We start from the raw sequence: 16,801 nt of genomic DNA on the forward strand, positions 1-16,801 counted from the left end.
TAAGTTAAAGAAAAAGTGATGGACTGTATTATAAAATCAAGTAAGATCCATAAGTTAAAAGAAGCAATAATATGAGTAAAAAAAAGAGTAATTACATTTATAAAAAATAAATTGATGAGTTTGAACTTTATAAACGCTCACAAAGTATCCTCAAAAGATTTTTCAAGAAAAAGAAAGCTGCCTTTCATTGATGTGTTTATTCTAATTTTCAGAAAGAGTGTAAAATCATTGCAAGTAATGCTTAATGAGTTTGTTCTGCATACAAGAAAGGATCACACAATCACGGCAAGTGCATTTACTCAAGCAAGGAAAAAGCTAAAGCATACTGCGTTTTCAGAGCTAAACGATGATATAGTTTCTCTATACTATCAAGATAAGGAATTTAAAACCTATCATGGTTTCAGAATGCTTGCCTTTGATGCTTCTATACTTATCCTGCCAAAAAGTAGTGAGGTAATAAATGAATTTGGCTCAAGACCAATAAGAAATTGGACTAAAAAAGAGTTTGGAGATTACACAAGTACAACTTTTGAAGTATGTTACGATGTATTAAATAATGTCTCTATAAAATCAGTACTTGGCAGAAGTGACAGTTATGAAGTTGCCTTAGCTATTGATATGCTTGGCAGCGTGAAATCTAACGATTTGCTGATCTGTGATAGGGGATATGTTTCTTATCGGTTTTTTGCTGAGCTTGCACAAAGAGGTATTAATTACATAATTCGCTGTCCATATTCGTCATTTAATGAAATTAATGCTATGTTTAAGCCAGAAAGTCCATCTGATGCGATAGTCGTGTCAACCGCACCTGTCAAGGTAGCAAGACAGCTAAGGAAGCTAGGATTACCTGATAAAATAAAGTTTAGATTGGTCAAGATAGTTCTTTCTTCTGGCGAGATTGAAGTGTTGGCTACATCGTTGTTAGAAGAACAGCAGTTTAAAGTTGAAGAATTTGGAGAGTTATATTATTTACGTTGGGGAGTAGAAACATTTTTTTCCAAACTCAAAGGAAGGTTAGGTTTAGAAAATTTTACAGGTAAAAGTGTTGAAACCATAAAGCAGGATTTTTGGTCAACCATCTTTATTAGCAACTTAGAAAGTATTATGACAGAGGATATAGAAGAGACATTGAACGCGGGTCTAGCCAATTGCAAGTACGAGAAAAGCATCAATAAATCTGTCTCATTTAATGCAATAAAAAATTTAGCTTTCGATGTTTTTTCTACAGAGTCAGACATAGACTGCATTATGGATCGATTATCACAGTTATTTTTGATGAATACTTTAGTAGTGAGAAAAGGAAGGAAGGTCGAGCGTAATAAAGTAACTGATACTCGTTCACTGAACTACCAAAAAAGAACTAGAAAACATGTGTTTTGAACCTAAGATACCTTTTTGTTAGAGGTTACATCTTTCACTCAATAACCTACAGTTGTTATTTTTTCAGTACCTTGAATTTTACTTCCCTCAAGGTTCACCATAATATTTGTCATCATTACAAAATTACTTATATTTTTGGTCGAATTTTAACTCCTGTTTCCTTAACTTAATGGCAGTGGAGACGTCTCTTTGATCTAGCAGAAGGATGGAGACTTGCTCATGAACCTCATATTTGTGGGTAATAGTAAGGTTTCTAAGGAAGGGAGTAGTAGTAATACTGCTTCCTTACCTGACCAGTTTGCTCGTGATAAAGGTTTTGAGAAACGAGCTCAACTATATGCTGCTAAGGCTTACTCAAGGCAAGCTGATAAATCTGGTAAGTACATTGATTTAAAGAAGGTTTTCTTTATTGCTATCTCTAATTGTAATTTATTTCCTGATAAGCTTGATTATATATCCAGCCACACTATAAGAGATGAGAAAACCTATGAGCATGACTTAAAAGATTTTCAATTTGTATTTATTGAACTACCTAAATTTCCTAAGAATAAGGAAGAACAGCTAGAAAGCATAGTGGATCGTTGGTTATTTTTCTTCAGTGCGACCCGGAAAGCCGTGGTTTTGTGATGGTTAAATTCCATCTTCCCTAGACATCGGAGATAATGTATGTCTCACATTTCAAAGGATGGCAACCTTTGGGATGCAAGCATGAGATAAAAGCAGGTAACACTAAACCTCATGGTGAATCCCTGCAAACAGAGTTAGATATGATTACGAGAGGAACCTATGTTTGAATTGTCGTCAAAGCATAGTATGCGAAAAGAGGTTGAACTACGCATAGACCAAAATGGTACGAAGCAAAAGGGGAACTAAAGATTGAAGACTTTAGTTATTGATGTTCCCAGCTTCCGGCAAATAGTAGGAATCTAAGTTTAACGTGAAACGAAGCTATGGAACGGAGTAACCACATAAAAGCTCTTATATTCATTAAATATAAGTAGGTAGCCAACCACAAGCTGCTATGTGGAAGGATTGTTTAAGAAGCTAATGCCCAAAGTAATATCTGGGATATGCAGACGTAAACACTTTAATTTGGAAGGTAAAGTGGTGAATAGTAGTGAATATGTTATGGACCAGCAAAAAGCTAGGTATGAATGGAATGGAATTCCTTGGCGAAAGCTGAAGAAATCTTCATTTAAGCTACAAAAACGAATTTACCAAGCCTCTAAATGTAATGATATCAAAAAGATGCATAATCTTCAAAAATTATTGCTCAAATCAACAAGTGCAAAAACACTCGCTGTTAGGAAAGTAACACAGGACAATAGGGGGAAGAAGACTGCAGGTATTGATGGAAAGGCTAATCTTAATCAAAAAGAAAGATTACAACTATCATATTCTTTAGATATAAAAGAAAAAGCAAAGCCATCAAGACGCGTCTGAATCCCAAAACCTGGTAAGCCATCGGAGCATCGCCCGCTTGGTATACCTACTATATCACAAACACTTGTAAAAATGGCTTTAGAACCAGAATGGGAGGCAAAACTTGAGCCAAACACTTATGGTTTTAGACCTGGTAGATCATGTCATGATGCAATTGAAGCCATATTTGATGTGCTAAAACAGAAAACAGCATATGTATTAGATGCTGATATTTCTGGATGTTTTGACAATATTAACCATAATAAACTGCTTGAAAACCACACCAACGTTAAAGAAAATCATAAGAAGATGGTTAAGGGCAGGCGTTATGGAAGATGGAAAGTTTCAATCCACAAAACGTGGTACAATTCAAGGAGGCACCGTTGCTAGCTTGTGTTGCATTACACGGATTAGAGCAACATGTCAAAAAAGCATTAACAAACGAACTCTTTCAATGCATGAAAAGAAAATATGGTAGGATATCGCATAAAAACGCGCAAAAGTCTATTAGTGTAATTTTCTACTGTGATGATTTTGTCATCATACATGAAAACGAAGAGATTATTCTTAAAGCAAAAATTTTAGTTGAAGAATGGTTAGAAACCATTGGACTAAAATTAAAGCCCTCTAAAACAAGAATTTCTCATACATTAAGAACCATTGACGAAACAAAACCAGGATTTGATTTTCTTGGATTTTTAATAAGACAATATCCAACAAAAGAAAGTAAAAAAGGTTACACATTATTAATAAAACCAAGTCGTAATTCTATAAAGCAGCATACATTTGCTATTAAACATAAACTTAGAGAAATGCGTGGGGCGCCACAGGAAGTAATAATAAGGAATCTCAATCCAATAAACAGAGGATGGAGTCAATATTACTCTTCGGTAGTTTCATGTAAAATCTTTAGCTCATTGGATAATACTATACATAGAAAGCTCTGGAAGTGGGCAGTCTTTAGGCACCCAAACAAAGGGAAATGCTGGATAAAAAGAAAATACTTTAAAAAGTATAATAACGATAACTGGCGTTTTATGACAAGTAACAAGATACATCTTATTATACACAGCGATCATGTTATTAAACGACATATCAAAGTGCAAAAAACCAGATCTCCATATGATGGTGATTGGGTATATTGGGGTAATCGTCTTAGAGAAATACCAGATAAGCCATCGAGAGTAATAAAACTATTGAAGTTACAACAAAGTAAATGCGGTAATTGTAGACTATGGTTTGAAAGTGATGATATAATAGAAATAAATCATAAAGACCGGAATAGACGAAACAATATGATCAAAAATTTATCTTTGTTACATGGGCATTGTCACGATGAATTACACAGGAGGTGTGCATGACAAGCACCAAATTAGAGAGAAGCCGTATGAGGCGCAAAGTCTCACGTACGGTTTTGAAGTCGAGTGAGGAGGGGCGACCTTCTTCACTTAGACAACAGTATGCAGATGAAACTACAGATGAAGACCTAAGGAATATAGCAGAAAAATCACCAATAATAAAGTTAGCCTACGATGAATTAGACAGGTTTAGCTGGAATGAAAAAGATTTAGTAGCATATGAAGAAAGAATAATGGATCTGCGGAAAGAAGAAGCCATTCTTGAATACAAACTTGAGGAAGGTATAGAGAAAGGAAAAATCGAAGTTGCAAAAAATTTACTTAAAGCTGGTGTATCTGTTAATTTAATAGCTGAATCCACTGGCCTTTCTCAAGCTGAAATTGTACAGCTTAAGCAAGAAGTGGCCTAAGTATCACGTTTTTCAGGGCTTTTTTAGCTCGGCAGTGGTCTGAAAAGTCCATTTTTCACTTTATAAAATGTTTATATTTTACCACCTACTTTATTTGAATAAGTTCTTCTGCCACACTCTGAACGGATACTTGAATCAGGCTCAAGTTGACAAGTAGATGTTATCTTGTTATAATAAATATTTATTAATTTAATCTTAACTTAAGAGGGTATTTATGGTAGCAAGTGATAGTGTTTTAAAAAGGTATGCGTTAGCCTATATAAAGAAATTAGGTAATAATAATAATATTGAAGGGTTTCTACAGTATTGTAATAATACACCGAATTTAACTTGGAGCAAGGAGAATTTTAAAAATGTGTATGAAGAATTTACACATCCAAATTCAAGCAATAGGCACGATACAGGAAGCAGAAATGATCAATATAACGCAGGGAATAACGCACAACCTACAGGCTCTCAGATTACACATATACATGTACACAATAGAGGTTTAGACTTTTGGGATTATTTGCTATTACAATGCTGGATGGATTCTTTATTCGGTGGACGTGGTCACACTACGGTTAATAATATAACGAATATTAACAATGGTAATACCACTCATCAAGGGAGAAAAGAGAATAAAAAAGAATCAGAAGACAGTAGAAAGCTATTAGCTTTGGGTATAGTAGCTGCAGTTGTGTGTGTTGCTTTCCATGCTGGTATGTGTTTTTGGTATAACAGCAGCAGAAAAGTGGCTAGAAAAGAAGAAAAAATAGATTACCTGGATAGTAAATTTAAAACGTTCAGAAATATAGAATTTGCGGTTGGCGTTGTTTCTTTGGCAGCTTTGGTAGCTTGTGCTGTTTACCCAGTCTTACCAGTGTGGGGTTTAGCTATCCTTGGCGTTAATTCTCTCGTATGTTTTGCTGGTGGTTTAGCTTTTCATATGAAGCATGAGGAAGAATCAGAAAATATCGAGAAAGCTAAAGGAGCGGTAGATAGCTGTCTTAGACAAGGGCATGGTTATGGAGATTCTTCTCGTTATGATGCACCACCTCCTTACTTTTCTCAAGATCCTAATACTACTCCAACTGCTCCTTCTTGTAGTGAATTTGATAATCCTAATGCGAAACGGCAGTTTGAGAATTGTGAGGGGTTCACGTATGATAGAAATCAATAGTTTTATTTTTAGCCAAATTAATTGAATCAAGCCACAAAATCTGCTAAAGTTAACTTTATGAAAGCACCCTTAGCTCAGTTGGATTAGAGCATTTGACTACGGATCAAAAGGTCGGGCGTTCAAGTCGCTCAGGGTGCACCACATTTTATAGGAAACAGAAGTCACACTTGAAATTAATATATGTAATACCTATCTTTAAAGGTTAAGCACTAAACTATTATATATGAGCAAAAAAGACTACTATGATCTGCTGGAAGTAGGCAGAAATGCCAGTATTGATGAGATAAAAAAAGCGTATAAAAAATTAGCGTTAAAATATCATCCTGATAGAAATCCTGGCAATCAAGAAGCAGAGGAAAAATTTAAAGAAGTAACAGCTGCATATGAAGTTCTGTCTGACTCTGAGAAAAGAGCAGGCTATGACCGTTATGGCCACGAAGGTGCTTCTGGTGGATTTCAAGGCTTTAGCTCTGCAGGAGATTTTAGCAACATATTCAATGACTTCTTTGGTGGAGGATTCGGTGGTGGTGCAAGTAGATCGAGAGCAAAAAGAAGTACAACAGGAGTATCTGGAGCAGACCTACGTTATGATCTTGAAATTACCTTAGAAGATGCATTTAAAGGAATACAAGCGCCTATACATTATGTGACAAATGTAAAATGTGATACATGCCAAGGCACAGGTGGCGAAGGAGCAATTAAACCAGTTCAGTGCCACACATGCCAGGGAAGCGGTAGGATTAGAACTCAACAAGGCTTTTTTACCATCGAAAGAACATGTACTACATGCTATGGGGAAGGAGAAATAATACAAAACAAATGTAAGAAATGTGGTGGAAGTGGACGTAGAAGAGATGAAGTAAATATATCCGTTTCAATTCCAAAAGGCATAGAAGAAGGAGCTAAGGTAAGGATAAGTGGTAAAGGAGAAGCTGGAACAAAAGGTGGAAAAAGTGGAGATTTATACGTATACGTGAAAATAATTTTCCATAAAATCTTTGCTAGAAATAAAGCAGATTTACACTGTAAAGTGCCTATAAGAATGACACTAGCAGTGCTTGGTGGTGAAATCGATATTCAATCAATTGATGGAGCTAAAATAAAAGTAAAGGTCCCTGAAGGCACTCAAACTGGTACCAAACTACGTTGTAGGGAAAAGGGTATGCCATATATGAACTCACATGCTCGTGGTGATTTATATGTACAGGTAATAGTTGAGACTTTAAATCCAAAAAATTTAACTAAAAAGCAAATTGAACTATTAAAAGCGCTTGAAGAAGAGGAAAATGCAAGTGTACAACAGCAATCTGAAGGGTTTTTTAGTAAAGTAAAAAAAAAATAAGAAATCTGCTAAATGACATAAAGGGGTAACTGTTTACGGGTTTTCATTTAATCCTGCAATTCTTTGACCTTATTAATGGAAAACTTAACAATAGTGTTATTATTAGCCAACAGAAACTTCTTAGTTCCTTAAAACTATGTAAAAGCAATAAATTTCTTTATTTAAGGTCGAAGTTTTGCTATTCTCAGGTTTTAATAATTTAAATTTAATGAATATAAACAAAAATGAGTTTTTATTTCTTCCGCTTGGGGGAGTAGGAAGAATCGGGATGAATGTTAGCCTATATCATTACCAAGGTAAGTGGATTATGATCGACCTTGGTGTTGGTTTTGCAGATGAAACTATGCCAGGTGTTGAGCTGCTCATTGCTGATATAGATTTTATTGCTCAAAGAAAAAAAGATTTACTTGGAATAATAATTACACATGCACATGAGGACCACTGCGGTGCAGTGCCCCACTTGTGGGAAGAGTTGCAGTGCTCCATATATACAACAAAGTTTACGGTTAATTTTCTTAAAGAGAAACTAAAAGAATTTCGATTGGAAGGTATAGTGCCTGTGAAAGAGGTAGACATAAATGGCAGCATAAATTTGGGTCCTTTTACCGTCGAGTTTATAAATGTAACTCATTCAATTCCTGAGGCAAATTCAATATTAATTAGCACTGAAATGGGTAGTGCACTCCATACCGGAGACTGGAAATTTGATCCAAAACCTGTTGTTGGATTAACTTCTAATATGGAGCGTCTAAAAGAAATTGGCGATAAAGGTGACCTGCTTGCAGCAATTTGCGATTCAACCAATATATTAAGCAAGCATCACCCTGAGTCAGAAGGTGAAATTTATAATAATATTTATAACATAATAAAGCGGTCTAAAAAATTAGTTGCTGTTTCGCTATTCGCTTCAAATGTGGCACGAATTGAAACGATAAGCCAAGCTGCAAAAGCACTAAATAGAAAAGTAGTTTTACTTGGTAGATCTTTATGGAGAATAGTGAAAGTTGCGCAAGATAGTGGTTATTTAACTGATTCTCCTCAGTTTCTTGAAGCAAAGGAAGCAGTAAATTTTCCAAGGGAAGAACTGGTGCTACTTTGCACAGGTTGTCAAGGTGAGCCACTGGCAGCTACCGCAAGACTTGCTGCTAAGAGTCATCAAGCATTTAAAATGCAGCAAGGTGATACCATGATCTTTTCGTCAAAAATCATTCCTGGAAATGAAACTCGTGCGCACAACATGCTCAATGCCTTTATTGAGATGGGGGTAGAAGTTATTACTGAAAAAACAGAGCATGTTCATGCTTCTGGGCATCTAACAAGAGAAGAGCTAAAGGAAATGTATTCTTTAATAAAACCGAAGATGTCTATTCCAGTTCACGGCGAATATATTCACACGCATGCACATGTAAAATTTGCTAAAGAGTGCGGTGTGGCAAAAGCAATAATGATTGCACCAGGTGATATTGTTAATTTGGAGAACGGAGAAAAGGTTGATTCAATTGATGTTGACTACTTTGGTATTGATGGTATGTTGCTACGTCATCCGGAGAGCAGTGTTATAAAAATGCGTAAAAGAATGAGAGATGCCGGAGTTATTGTGGTAACAGCAGTTGTAAACAAGAAAAATAAATTGCTTGCTAAACCAAAAGTATTTGTACCTGGTGTTTTTGAAGTGCTAGAAGATGCAGCTACCATACAGAAAATTGTCAAGAAAGTTGAGTCGTTGTTTAGTTTGCAGCCAACAAAAAAAATTAAAAATAAGATTGAAAGTTCAATATTGAGTATCTTAAAGGAATATTTACTAAAAAGGCCTATAATTGAGGTTCAGATAGAACAGGTATGAAATGAATGAAGCTATTCGTTCATCTGGTGTTATTTATTTCGTTATTTATTCCTTATTTTACAAAAGCTGCTTTATATGTTGATATAAAAAAAAGCAGTGTTGGTAACATTGGTCTTGTTGTATCTAAATGTACATGTAAAACAGCGTTGGAAAGCGAATTAAGCGAAAATATTGCAAAGGTAATAGGAACAAATTTATCTAATTGTGGCTTATTTAATGTAAAACGTGGCGCGGAAGCTGAATCTAAATCTTGGAAAAGCGATACTGTAGTCACAGTAAGTTTAAGCGAAATATCTGGTAGTGCATTAGAGCTATCATTTCGTTTATTTGACGCTTTTACAAAAAGAGAATTACTTACTCAGTCAGTTGTTTTTCCAGCAAAAGACTGGAGAAAAATTGGTCACCTCGTTTCGGATGTGATACATGATAGATTAATTGGTGAGAAAGGGCACTTCAACACAAAAATCACGTATATCGCTGAAGAAAAAGATAGCAACTACAAATCTGTGCGTAAAATTGCTGTGATGAATCAAGATGGAAGTAATATAAAATACTTAACAAATGGCGATAGATTTGTGTCAACACCGAGATTCTCACCAAATGGAAAGGGTATTGTTTATATCTCGTACGCAAATGGTAAAAGTTATATAATATTAAAAAATTTAAAAGATAACACTGAATCAATAATCAGCGCATTTGAAGGAGTTGTTTCTGCACCAAGATTTTCTCCCGATGGTAAATCTCTTTTAATTTCCCACTCATTGGGTGGTGAAACGAATATATTATCTTTGGATTTAAGTAGTAAACGAACAAAAAAAATTACTAAAGGTTCAGCTATAAGCACTTCTCCCTCTTTTTCTCCAGATCAAAAGTATATGGCTTTTAGTTCTGATATAAGTGGGAGTCAGCAACTGTACGTTATCGATTTTACTAACAAAAGTAAAAAACCTAAAAGAATTAGTTTTGGAAGTGGAAGATATGCTACGCCTGTTTGGTCGCCAAAAGGAGATCTGATAGCTTTTACAAAGATTCAGTCAGGAAAATTTTACATAGGAGTTATGAAGCCAGATGGCAAAGAAGAACGTCTGCTTTCAGAGGGGCATAAAATTGAATCCCCGGCATGGTTACCAAATGGTAGAGAAATCATTTTTACAAGAACAGAATCACCAAGCAACTCTAAACTATATTTAGTAGACTTAGTAAAGAAAAATCAAAAAATGGTTTCCACTCCCACAAATGCTTCTTTACCGGATTGGTCTTATTTTTGAAAGTAGATCTATTATAGATTTGATATGAGCCTTATTTTACTTTAATTGCTTATAACCTTTGGCACTACGAAATACCCATGCTCAGGTTTTGTATTGGACAATATCTCTTCTTTAATATTTTGAGAATTTATAACATCATCGCGTACATGAATGTCCTTGTCTATGCTGCCATCACGCATAGGAGAAACACCTTCAGTATTAACTTGCAATAAAGTATCATGTATCCAATCCAGCATTGTCAGTTCTTTGGAGTAGTGATCAATCTCGTCATTTGATAACTTAATCCTTACAAGCTGTGCAATTTTAAGCATTTCTTCTTTGGTAATTGTTATTTTTCTCTTATTTGCAAATTCTATTAGTGAAGTAATAACGTCTTCTGTTGACTTAGCTGGCATCTTTACCTCCTTGGATAAAGTGAGTTAAAATATCTACGACCGAAACAACTTCTATTTTACCAGTTTTTTCAAATTTGTGAAGTATGGTATCCGTAATCACTAATTTATCTAAAGAAGAGGAAGAGATTTTCTCAACTGCACTTCCTGAAAGCACGCCATGTGTGATGCATGAAATTACGGACTTTGCTCCGTGGCCTTTTAAAGCAAGAGCTGCATTACACAATGTTCCACCAGAGTCAACTATATCATCAACAATGACACAATTTTTATTTGCAACTTCTCCTATTATGTTCATTACTTGAGATGTGCCTGCTTTCTCCCTATATTTATCTACTACAATAATCTTATCACTTAACCCTATCTTGTACTTTTCCTCTAAAGTCTTTGCAAAAGCACGTGCTCTACCAATTGCTCCAACATCAGGTGCAACAATTGCCAAATTTTCCGTGTGTATAGAGTCAACAAATGCTTCAAAGCAGTTCAAATTAGTTATCGGTACATCAAAGAATCCTTCAATTTGACTTGAGTGCAAATCAATAACTGCAACACTACTTGCACCTGCAGTTTGAATAAGATTTGCAACTAATTTGGCACTTAAAGCAGACTGCACATTATTGTTCTTGATAATTCTATCTTGCCTGCTATATCCATAATAAGGGATAATTACTACTATCCTTTTGGCTCCTAATCTATTTACTGCATCAATTATAAGCAGAAGCTCCATAAGATTATCATTCACAGGGGGAGAAAGAGATTGTATTATATATACTTCTTGATTATATAGATCATTTGCTACTTCTACATTTACCTCACCATCGGTAAACTTTGATATCCAAGCAGAGGATGGTTGAACATCTAGCCGGTTAACTACTGATTCCCCTAATTCCTTACTAGCATTACCTATTATTATCTTCATAACGCACTAATTGAGTTTTTAAGATTATACAGAAATTGTGAAATAATTGAAATGTAAGTGTCTTTATCTAGCATTCTTGTCGGTGAATTAGGTACCTCTTGTACAATGACCTGTCATTTTCACGCGTTGTTTCAATATACAGACCCAAATTGAAACAACTATACAAAATCCTGCTTATGTTTCAAGATAAATGACTTTAATGAAATATAATTTATCTAGTCATTTGTATCTGCTAACATACTACACTTCCCATTGTAGAGCCTCTGCAACTTACTGAAATTTATAATCGCTTTATAAAAAGCTTTATACTCTTTGCTTAATTGGAGGCGCTACCTCTGCACTTTCTGCTCTGTCTAGGGTACTACTGGGTTTTTCTGCAGTAATTTTTTGAATGCTACCATCTACCTTATTCTTGATATCTGCTCCATATGATCTTAATACTTCAATAGCTTTCTCGTTTCCACTATTCAGCGCAATATCCAAAGCATCCATTCCATCATTATTTTTGTGGTTGATAAAATTCTCTAACTCAAAGATTTTTATATATTGCTCAATGATGAATTCTACCACTTTTCCAGGGCAATTATTAGCGGCAGGAAAGAGTACTGCATTGTTATTATTGTCTTTCTTTGTTACATCTGCTTTGAGCTTGTCTATCAAATACTTGATAATTTCTATTCTGCTATCATCTTCTGCTTCAGTGCACTGCCTAGCAGCTAAAAACAGAGCTGTTCGCCCATTATTGTCCACATCTTCAATATCTTGTCCCTTATCAATTAAGGCTTGTATTATATTTTTGTTCCCATATAAAGCAGCAAAGTGAAGAGGAGTATACCCTTCGGTACTTTCTCTTTCATTAATCAATGCACCATGGCTAGCTAGTAATTCTATAAATTCTGGCGTATTTGCAAAAACTGCAAAGTGCATTGGTGTTAGATCATCTTTACCATGATTTTGAGTTTTTGCATTAACGTTTGCTCCATTTTTTATCAGCAATTTTGCTATTTCTAATTGTTTGCGTCCGATGGCAATATGCAGTGGCGTACGATTGCGTTCATAATGATCATTGACGTTTGTGCCACATTTTATTAGTAGTTCTGCAGCTTCAATATTATAGCTCTTTCCACAGAAGTCCGGATATGATAAGATTAAGGATAGATGGCGATAAGGAGGTTGGATGCCGGCAGCATATAGTTATGATTTAAGAAAAAAAGCAATGGAAGCACTAGACGAAGGGGAAAGCAGAGAAGCAGTGGCAGCAAGATTTAAAATTGGACGAACTACTTTGTGGGAGTGGCAGCAAAGAAAAAAAGAAACAGGCGACTTTCAGTCAAAAAAACTCGGTAATGGAGGTTACAATCAGAAAATTATCGACTGGAATAAGTTTATCGAATTTGCTAAAAAACACGGTAGAAAAACTCTGTCGGAAATGGCTAAACTTTGGGGCAACGTTAGTATCCAAACGATCCACCGAGCTCTCAGAAAAATTGGATTTACGCGCAAAAAAAGACATATGGATACAAGGAAAGGAACGAAGAAAAACGTGCTGAATTCTTAAAAATTATAGCAACAAAAGAACCAGAAAACTTAGTGTATATAGATGAGTCTGGGATTGATAACACGGAGGACTATCCATATGGGTATTGCCAGAAAGGACAGCGATTTTATGCCCTAAAATCTGGAAAAAAAACTCAACGAATCAGCATGGTTGCAGCCTTAAGTAGAAGAAAGATAGTTGCTCCATTAACATTTGAAGGCCACTGTAATATGGATATTTTTAATGGATGGTTTGAGCAATTTTTGGCACCGATCTTAGAACCTGGACAAACTGTCATTCTTGATAATGCTACTTTTCATAAGTCTGATAAGCTTATCAAGCTCGCTAAAGGAGTCGGTGCAGAAATTTTGTATCTGCCGCCTTATTCTCCAGATTTTAACAAAATTGAGCATCATTGGTTTGCTATAAAAAACAGAGCCAGGAAAAACATTCCTCTATTCGAATCCTTTCGTCGTGCTGTTGATTCTGCCTTCCTATGACCTATTCGGACTATTATGAGAAATGCTATACCTTCCTGAATTGCAACGTATAAGGAAGCATATCCATCTTTTGTTTCCTCTGTCATACGAAATTGCAAACATGTTAGTTCATATATTATTAAGGATTATTATTAAGTTTTTATTAATACAATATTAATGTAGCGGGATGACGAGCTTATCGTCATCCCGCCGCGAACCGTCATACCACTGCGAACCGTCATACCGCCGCGGTATCTCTAGATCCCGCTAACAAGCAGCGGGATGACGGTTTTTCAAATTATCGTAAGTCAGTTTAGCTATAGCTACAAGTTTCATTCTTCCCTTACAAATAACTTTACTGCGTCCTTTTTTCGGATTCAGAATTAGCAAGAAACGTTCTTGTAAGGTGGTCTACTAAAATTTTGCTTTATAAAACAATGTCTGAACTATGCAATTAATACATTATCAACACAACTGATTCATAAAAGCAAATATTATAACCACGAAGAGAGAAAATGTTATGCTTAGTTTAATAAGAAAGACCTTGAGAAAAAAAATGACTCATCAGGTAAACGATTCGAAATTGAAAGAGAAAGATGAAAAAAGTATTTTAAAATTAGCATCAAAAATAGAAGGCAAAAAAAGTAGCATTGCTGAAGAACTAGAAAAAATATCTGAAAAGGAAAAACAAAGGATTCTTACTACGGAAGTAAGTAAACATCGGGGTAAAGAATCAACTATTATATCACTTGCTTATGCTATACTACGTAAAGATAGTATAGCTGTTGAGAAAATGTTAAGAGTAGCTAAAGAAAACGGTATTCTGAAAGACATTCTTGACGCAACAACAACTATAAAATATCCAGGTGGTCAGGAAGAAACTTGCACACCACTTACTTATGCCATATTATGTAAAAATAGCAAAACTATTGAAGAAACTTTAAAAGTCTCTAAAGAAAACGGTATTCTGAAAGATATTCTTAACGCAACAACAACTATAAAATATCCAGATGGTCGGAGAGCAACTGTTACACCACTTGCTTATGCTATACTATATGAAGATAGTATAGCTATTGAAGAAATTTTAAAAGTCTCTAAGGAGAACGGTATTCTGAAAGATATTCTTAACACAACAGCAACTATAAGATATCCAGATAACAAGGAAGTGACTTACGCGCCACTTGCTTATGCTATGTTCTGGAAGGATAGCAAAGCTATTAAAGAAATTCTAGTAGCAGCTGAAGAGAACAGTATTCTGAAAGATATTCTTAACACAACAACAACCATGAAATATCTAGACCGGGAAGTGACTTACACACCACTTGCTTATGTTATACTACGTAGAGATAGTATAGCTGTTGAGAAAGTGTTAAGAGTAGCTAAAGAAAACGGTATTCTGAGAGATATTCTTGACACAACAATAACTATAAAACATTTAGATAGCCGGGAAGTGACTTACACACCACTTGCTCATGCTATGTTCTGGGAGGATGGCAAAATTATTAAAGAAATTCTAGTAGCAGCTGAAGAGAACAGTATTCTGAAAGATATTCTTGACGCAACAACAACTATAAAATATCTAGATGGTCAAGAAGAAATTTACACACCGCTTACTTACGCCATATCATGTAAAAATAGCAAAACTATTGAAGAAATTTTAAAAGTCTCTAAAGAAAACGATATTCTGAAAGACATTCTTGACGCAACAACAACTATAAAATATCTAGATGGTCAGAAAGAAATTTACACACCGCTTACTTACGCTATATCATGTAAAAATAGCAAAACTATTGAAGAAATTTTAAAAATCTCTAAAGAAAACGGTATTCTGAAAGATATTCTTGATGCAACAACAACTATAAAATGTCCAGATGGTCATGAAGAAACTTGCGCACCGCTTACTTATGCTATACTACGTAAAGATAGTATAGCTGTTGAGAAAATGTTAAGAGTAGCTAAAGAAAACGATATTCTGAAAGACATTCTTGACGCAACAACAACTATAAAACATTCAGATAGCCGGGAAGTAACTTACACACTACTTGCTTATGCTATACTGCGTGAAAATAGTATAGCTATTGAAGAAATTTTAAAAATCTCTAAGGAGAACAGTATTCTGAAAGATATTCTTAACGCAACAATAACTATAAAATGTCTAGATGGTCGGAGAGTAACTGTTACACCACTTGCTTATGCTATACTACGTAAAGATAGTATGGCTGTTGAGAAAATGTTAAGAGTAGCTAAAGAAAACGGTATTCTGAAAGACATTCTTGACGCAACAACAACTATAAAATATCCAGATGGTCAGGAAGAAACTTGCACACCACTTGCTTATGCTATACTACGTAAAGATAGTATAGCTGTTGAGAAAATGTTAAGAGTAGCTAAAGAAAACGGTATTCTGAAAGACATTCTTAACACAACAATAACCATAAAACATAAAAATAATCAAAAAGTAACTGATAAGTTACTTGCCGCATTACATGATCGCAAAGTTATTCAAAAAATTTTAGACATAGCTAGAGAAAATGATATTCTGAAAGACATTCTTAATGCAACAATAACTATAAAATATCCAGATAGTGAAGAAAAAATCTACACACCACTTACTTATACAATATCATGTAAAAGCAACGAAGCTTTTAATACAACAAGAGCTATAAATCAAGATGGTCAGGAAAAAACTCACATCCCATTTCCTACCCTTGATAAAAGAGAAACTGAATTAAAATTAAAAGAAAAAAGACAAAGTAGAAGAGATGAGGGATTAAATTTTAACAATGGTAGTAGTGACAAAAATGTTGAAATAAAAGTTAATGGGGATATCTTGTTGCAGCATAGTAGTGGAATTGAAAATGAAATAAATCATACTGCTGTACGTAATGATGTAAGGGGGGTAAAGCCTCTAATAGAAAGTAGAGTAAATGTTAAAGTACAGAATATAAATGCAGTGATTGCAACTTCTGTGACATTTAAAATGATTGCAACTTCTGTGACACTTGAGTTGGTAGCTAGTAAAATAACATGTGTACTGTCAAAACCCACCACTAAATTGGAAGAAGTAGCTATAACATATTTTCAAGGTTTAGCACTATATTTGTGAAACTTAATTTATATGTGCTAAACAAGATGCTGATTAGTTTTATAGCTAACCCAAGAAAGGTTTCCCTACGTCATACCGCCGCGGTATCTCTAGATCCCGCTGCGGGATGACGATTGTCGTTTAGCCATAAATATTTAAGAAATTTACCAAATAAAAAAAAAGGCAAAAGAAGCCCTGGGGTTA

14 protein-coding genes, 1 tRNA gene and 1 pseudogene are annotated in these 16,801 nt (G+C 34.9%); 13 read left to right on the forward strand and 3 right to left on the reverse strand.

Features of this window, described 5'->3' with window-relative positions:
• Window positions 1-114 precede the first annotated feature (114 nt).
• The 11 genes and pseudogenes from ABWU55_RS04300 (at window position 115) to ABWU55_RS04350 (ending at window position 10,185) form a co-directional block, all read left to right on the forward strand.
• Window positions 115-1,380, forward strand: coding sequence for an IS4 family transposase (locus ABWU55_RS04300; protein WP_353286161.1), 1,266 nt, complete (start codon window positions 115-117; stop codon window positions 1,378-1,380).
• Between the two features lie 249 nt (window positions 1,381-1,629).
• A pseudogene (locus tag ABWU55_RS04305) lies at window positions 1,630-1,977 on the forward strand (PD-(D/E)XK nuclease family transposase); the annotation flags it as partial.
• 510 nt (window positions 1,978-2,487) lie between these two features.
• Window positions 2,488-2,823 carry a reverse transcriptase N-terminal domain-containing protein gene (locus tag ABWU55_RS04310; RefSeq protein ID WP_209473178.1) on the forward strand — a complete coding sequence of 112 codons (336 nt, stop codon included), beginning with the start codon at window positions 2,488-2,490 and terminating at the stop codon, window positions 2,821-2,823.
• Between the two features lie 51 nt (window positions 2,824-2,874).
• Window positions 2,875-3,192 (forward strand): reverse transcriptase/maturase family protein, encoded by a 318-nt coding sequence (locus tag ABWU55_RS04315; protein ID WP_256437793.1) that lies wholly within the window; start codon window positions 2,875-2,877, stop codon window positions 3,190-3,192.
• Window positions 3,138-4,163, forward strand: coding sequence for a group II intron maturase-specific domain-containing protein (locus tag ABWU55_RS04320; RefSeq protein WP_353286162.1), 1,026 nt, complete (start codon window positions 3,138-3,140; stop codon window positions 4,161-4,163). Before ABWU55_RS04315 ends, ABWU55_RS04320 begins: the two co-directional genes overlap by 55 nt.
• The gene (locus ABWU55_RS04325; protein WP_095742612.1) at window positions 4,160-4,570 is read left to right on the forward strand and encodes an Rpn family recombination-promoting nuclease/putative transposase; all 411 of its coding nucleotides are present in this window, start codon (window positions 4,160-4,162) and stop codon (window positions 4,568-4,570) included. Before ABWU55_RS04320 ends, ABWU55_RS04325 begins: the two co-directional genes overlap by 4 nt.
• 214 nt (window positions 4,571-4,784) lie before the next feature.
• A complete protein-coding gene (locus ABWU55_RS04330) occupies window positions 4,785-5,732 on the forward strand; it encodes a hypothetical protein (protein ID WP_353286163.1) in 948 nt (315 codons plus the stop codon).
• 63 nt (window positions 5,733-5,795) lie between these two features.
• Window positions 5,796-5,873, forward strand: a tRNA-Arg gene (locus ABWU55_RS04335).
• An 82-nt stretch (window positions 5,874-5,955) separates the two neighbouring features.
• Window positions 5,956-7,074, forward strand: a complete 1,119-nt coding sequence (gene dnaJ / locus ABWU55_RS04340; RefSeq protein ID WP_353286164.1) for a molecular chaperone DnaJ — start codon at window positions 5,956-5,958, stop codon at window positions 7,072-7,074.
• 208 nt (window positions 7,075-7,282) lie between these two features.
• Window positions 7,283-8,917: a ribonuclease J gene (locus tag ABWU55_RS04345; protein WP_353286165.1), complete on the forward strand. Its 1,635-nt coding sequence runs from the start codon at window positions 7,283-7,285 to the stop codon at window positions 8,915-8,917.
• Window positions 8,918-8,922: 5 nt separating this feature from the next.
• The gene (locus ABWU55_RS04350) at window positions 8,923-10,185 is read left to right on the forward strand and encodes a Tol-Pal system protein TolB (protein WP_006279726.1); all 1,263 of its coding nucleotides are present in this window, start codon (window positions 8,923-8,925) and stop codon (window positions 10,183-10,185) included.
• A 41-nt stretch (window positions 10,186-10,226) separates the two neighbouring features.
• Here ABWU55_RS04350 and gatC read toward each other — a convergent pair whose 3' ends face one another.
• The 3 genes from gatC to ABWU55_RS04365 all read right to left on the reverse strand — a co-directional run bounded on the left by gatC (window position 10,227) and on the right by ABWU55_RS04365 (window position 12,645).
• Window positions 10,227-10,580: an Asp-tRNA(Asn)/Glu-tRNA(Gln) amidotransferase subunit GatC gene (gene gatC / locus ABWU55_RS04355; protein ID WP_353286166.1), complete on the reverse strand. Its 354-nt coding sequence runs from the start codon at window positions 10,578-10,580 to the stop codon at window positions 10,227-10,229.
• Complete coding sequence (locus ABWU55_RS04360; protein ID WP_209473167.1) at window positions 10,570-11,496, reverse strand: ribose-phosphate diphosphokinase; 927 nt, start codon at window positions 11,494-11,496, stop codon at window positions 10,570-10,572. Before ABWU55_RS04360 ends, gatC begins: the two co-directional genes overlap by 11 nt.
• Before the next feature lie 303 nt (window positions 11,497-11,799).
• Window positions 11,800-12,645, reverse strand: coding sequence for an ankyrin repeat domain-containing protein (locus ABWU55_RS04365; protein WP_353286565.1), 846 nt, complete (start codon window positions 12,643-12,645; stop codon window positions 11,800-11,802).
• Between the two features lie 28 nt (window positions 12,646-12,673).
• Between ABWU55_RS04365 and ABWU55_RS04370 the strand changes: the two genes are divergently transcribed.
• Window positions 12,674-13,533, forward strand: a protein-coding gene (locus ABWU55_RS04370; RefSeq protein WP_156518142.1) for an IS630 family transposase whose coding sequence is annotated in 2 segments (ribosomal slippage) — window positions 12,674-12,998 and window positions 12,998-13,533 — 861 coding nt in all. Because the reading frame shifts where the segments join, the coding sequence is not laid out codon by codon here.
• A 499-nt stretch (window positions 13,534-14,032) separates the two neighbouring features.
• Window positions 14,033-16,618, forward strand: a complete 2,586-nt coding sequence (locus ABWU55_RS04375) for a hypothetical protein (protein ID WP_265018020.1) — start codon at window positions 14,033-14,035, stop codon at window positions 16,616-16,618.
• Window positions 16,619-16,801 lie beyond the last annotated feature (183 nt).

The sequence above is a fragment of the Wolbachia endosymbiont (group A) of Crataerina pallida genome (genome assembly GCF_964028475.1).
Lineage (GTDB): Bacteria > Pseudomonadota > Alphaproteobacteria > Rickettsiales > Anaplasmataceae > Wolbachia > Wolbachia pipientis.

Bases quoted from the DNA above. Each gene is read 5' to 3' on its own strand.
- ABWU55_RS04375 (WP_265018020.1), top strand. From the start codon at position 14,033: ATGCTTAGTTTAATAAGAAAGACCTTGAGAAAAAAAATGACTCATCAG.
- dnaJ (WP_353286164.1), top strand. From the start codon at position 5,956: ATGAGCAAAAAAGACTACTATGATCTGCTGGAAGTAGGCAGAAATGCC.
- ABWU55_RS04325 (WP_095742612.1), top strand. From the start codon at position 4,160: ATGACAAGCACCAAATTAGAGAGAAGCCGTATGAGGCGCAAAGTCTCA.
- ABWU55_RS04320 (WP_353286162.1), top strand. From the start codon at position 3,138: ATGGAAAGTTTCAATCCACAAAACGTGGTACAATTCAAGGAGGCACCG.
- gatC (WP_353286166.1), bottom strand. From the start codon at position 10,580: ATGCCAGCTAAGTCAACAGAAGACGTTATTACTTCACTAATAGAATTT.
- ABWU55_RS04350 (WP_006279726.1), top strand. From the start codon at position 8,923: ATGAAGCTATTCGTTCATCTGGTGTTATTTATTTCGTTATTTATTCCT.
- ABWU55_RS04345 (WP_353286165.1), top strand. From the start codon at position 7,283: ATGAATATAAACAAAAATGAGTTTTTATTTCTTCCGCTTGGGGGAGTA.
- ABWU55_RS04300 (WP_353286161.1), top strand. From the start codon at position 115: ATGAGTTTGAACTTTATAAACGCTCACAAAGTATCCTCAAAAGATTTT.
- ABWU55_RS04360 (WP_209473167.1), bottom strand. From the start codon at position 11,496: ATGAAGATAATAATAGGTAATGCTAGTAAGGAATTAGGGGAATCAGTA.
- ABWU55_RS04330 (WP_353286163.1), top strand. From the start codon at position 4,785: ATGGTAGCAAGTGATAGTGTTTTAAAAAGGTATGCGTTAGCCTATATA.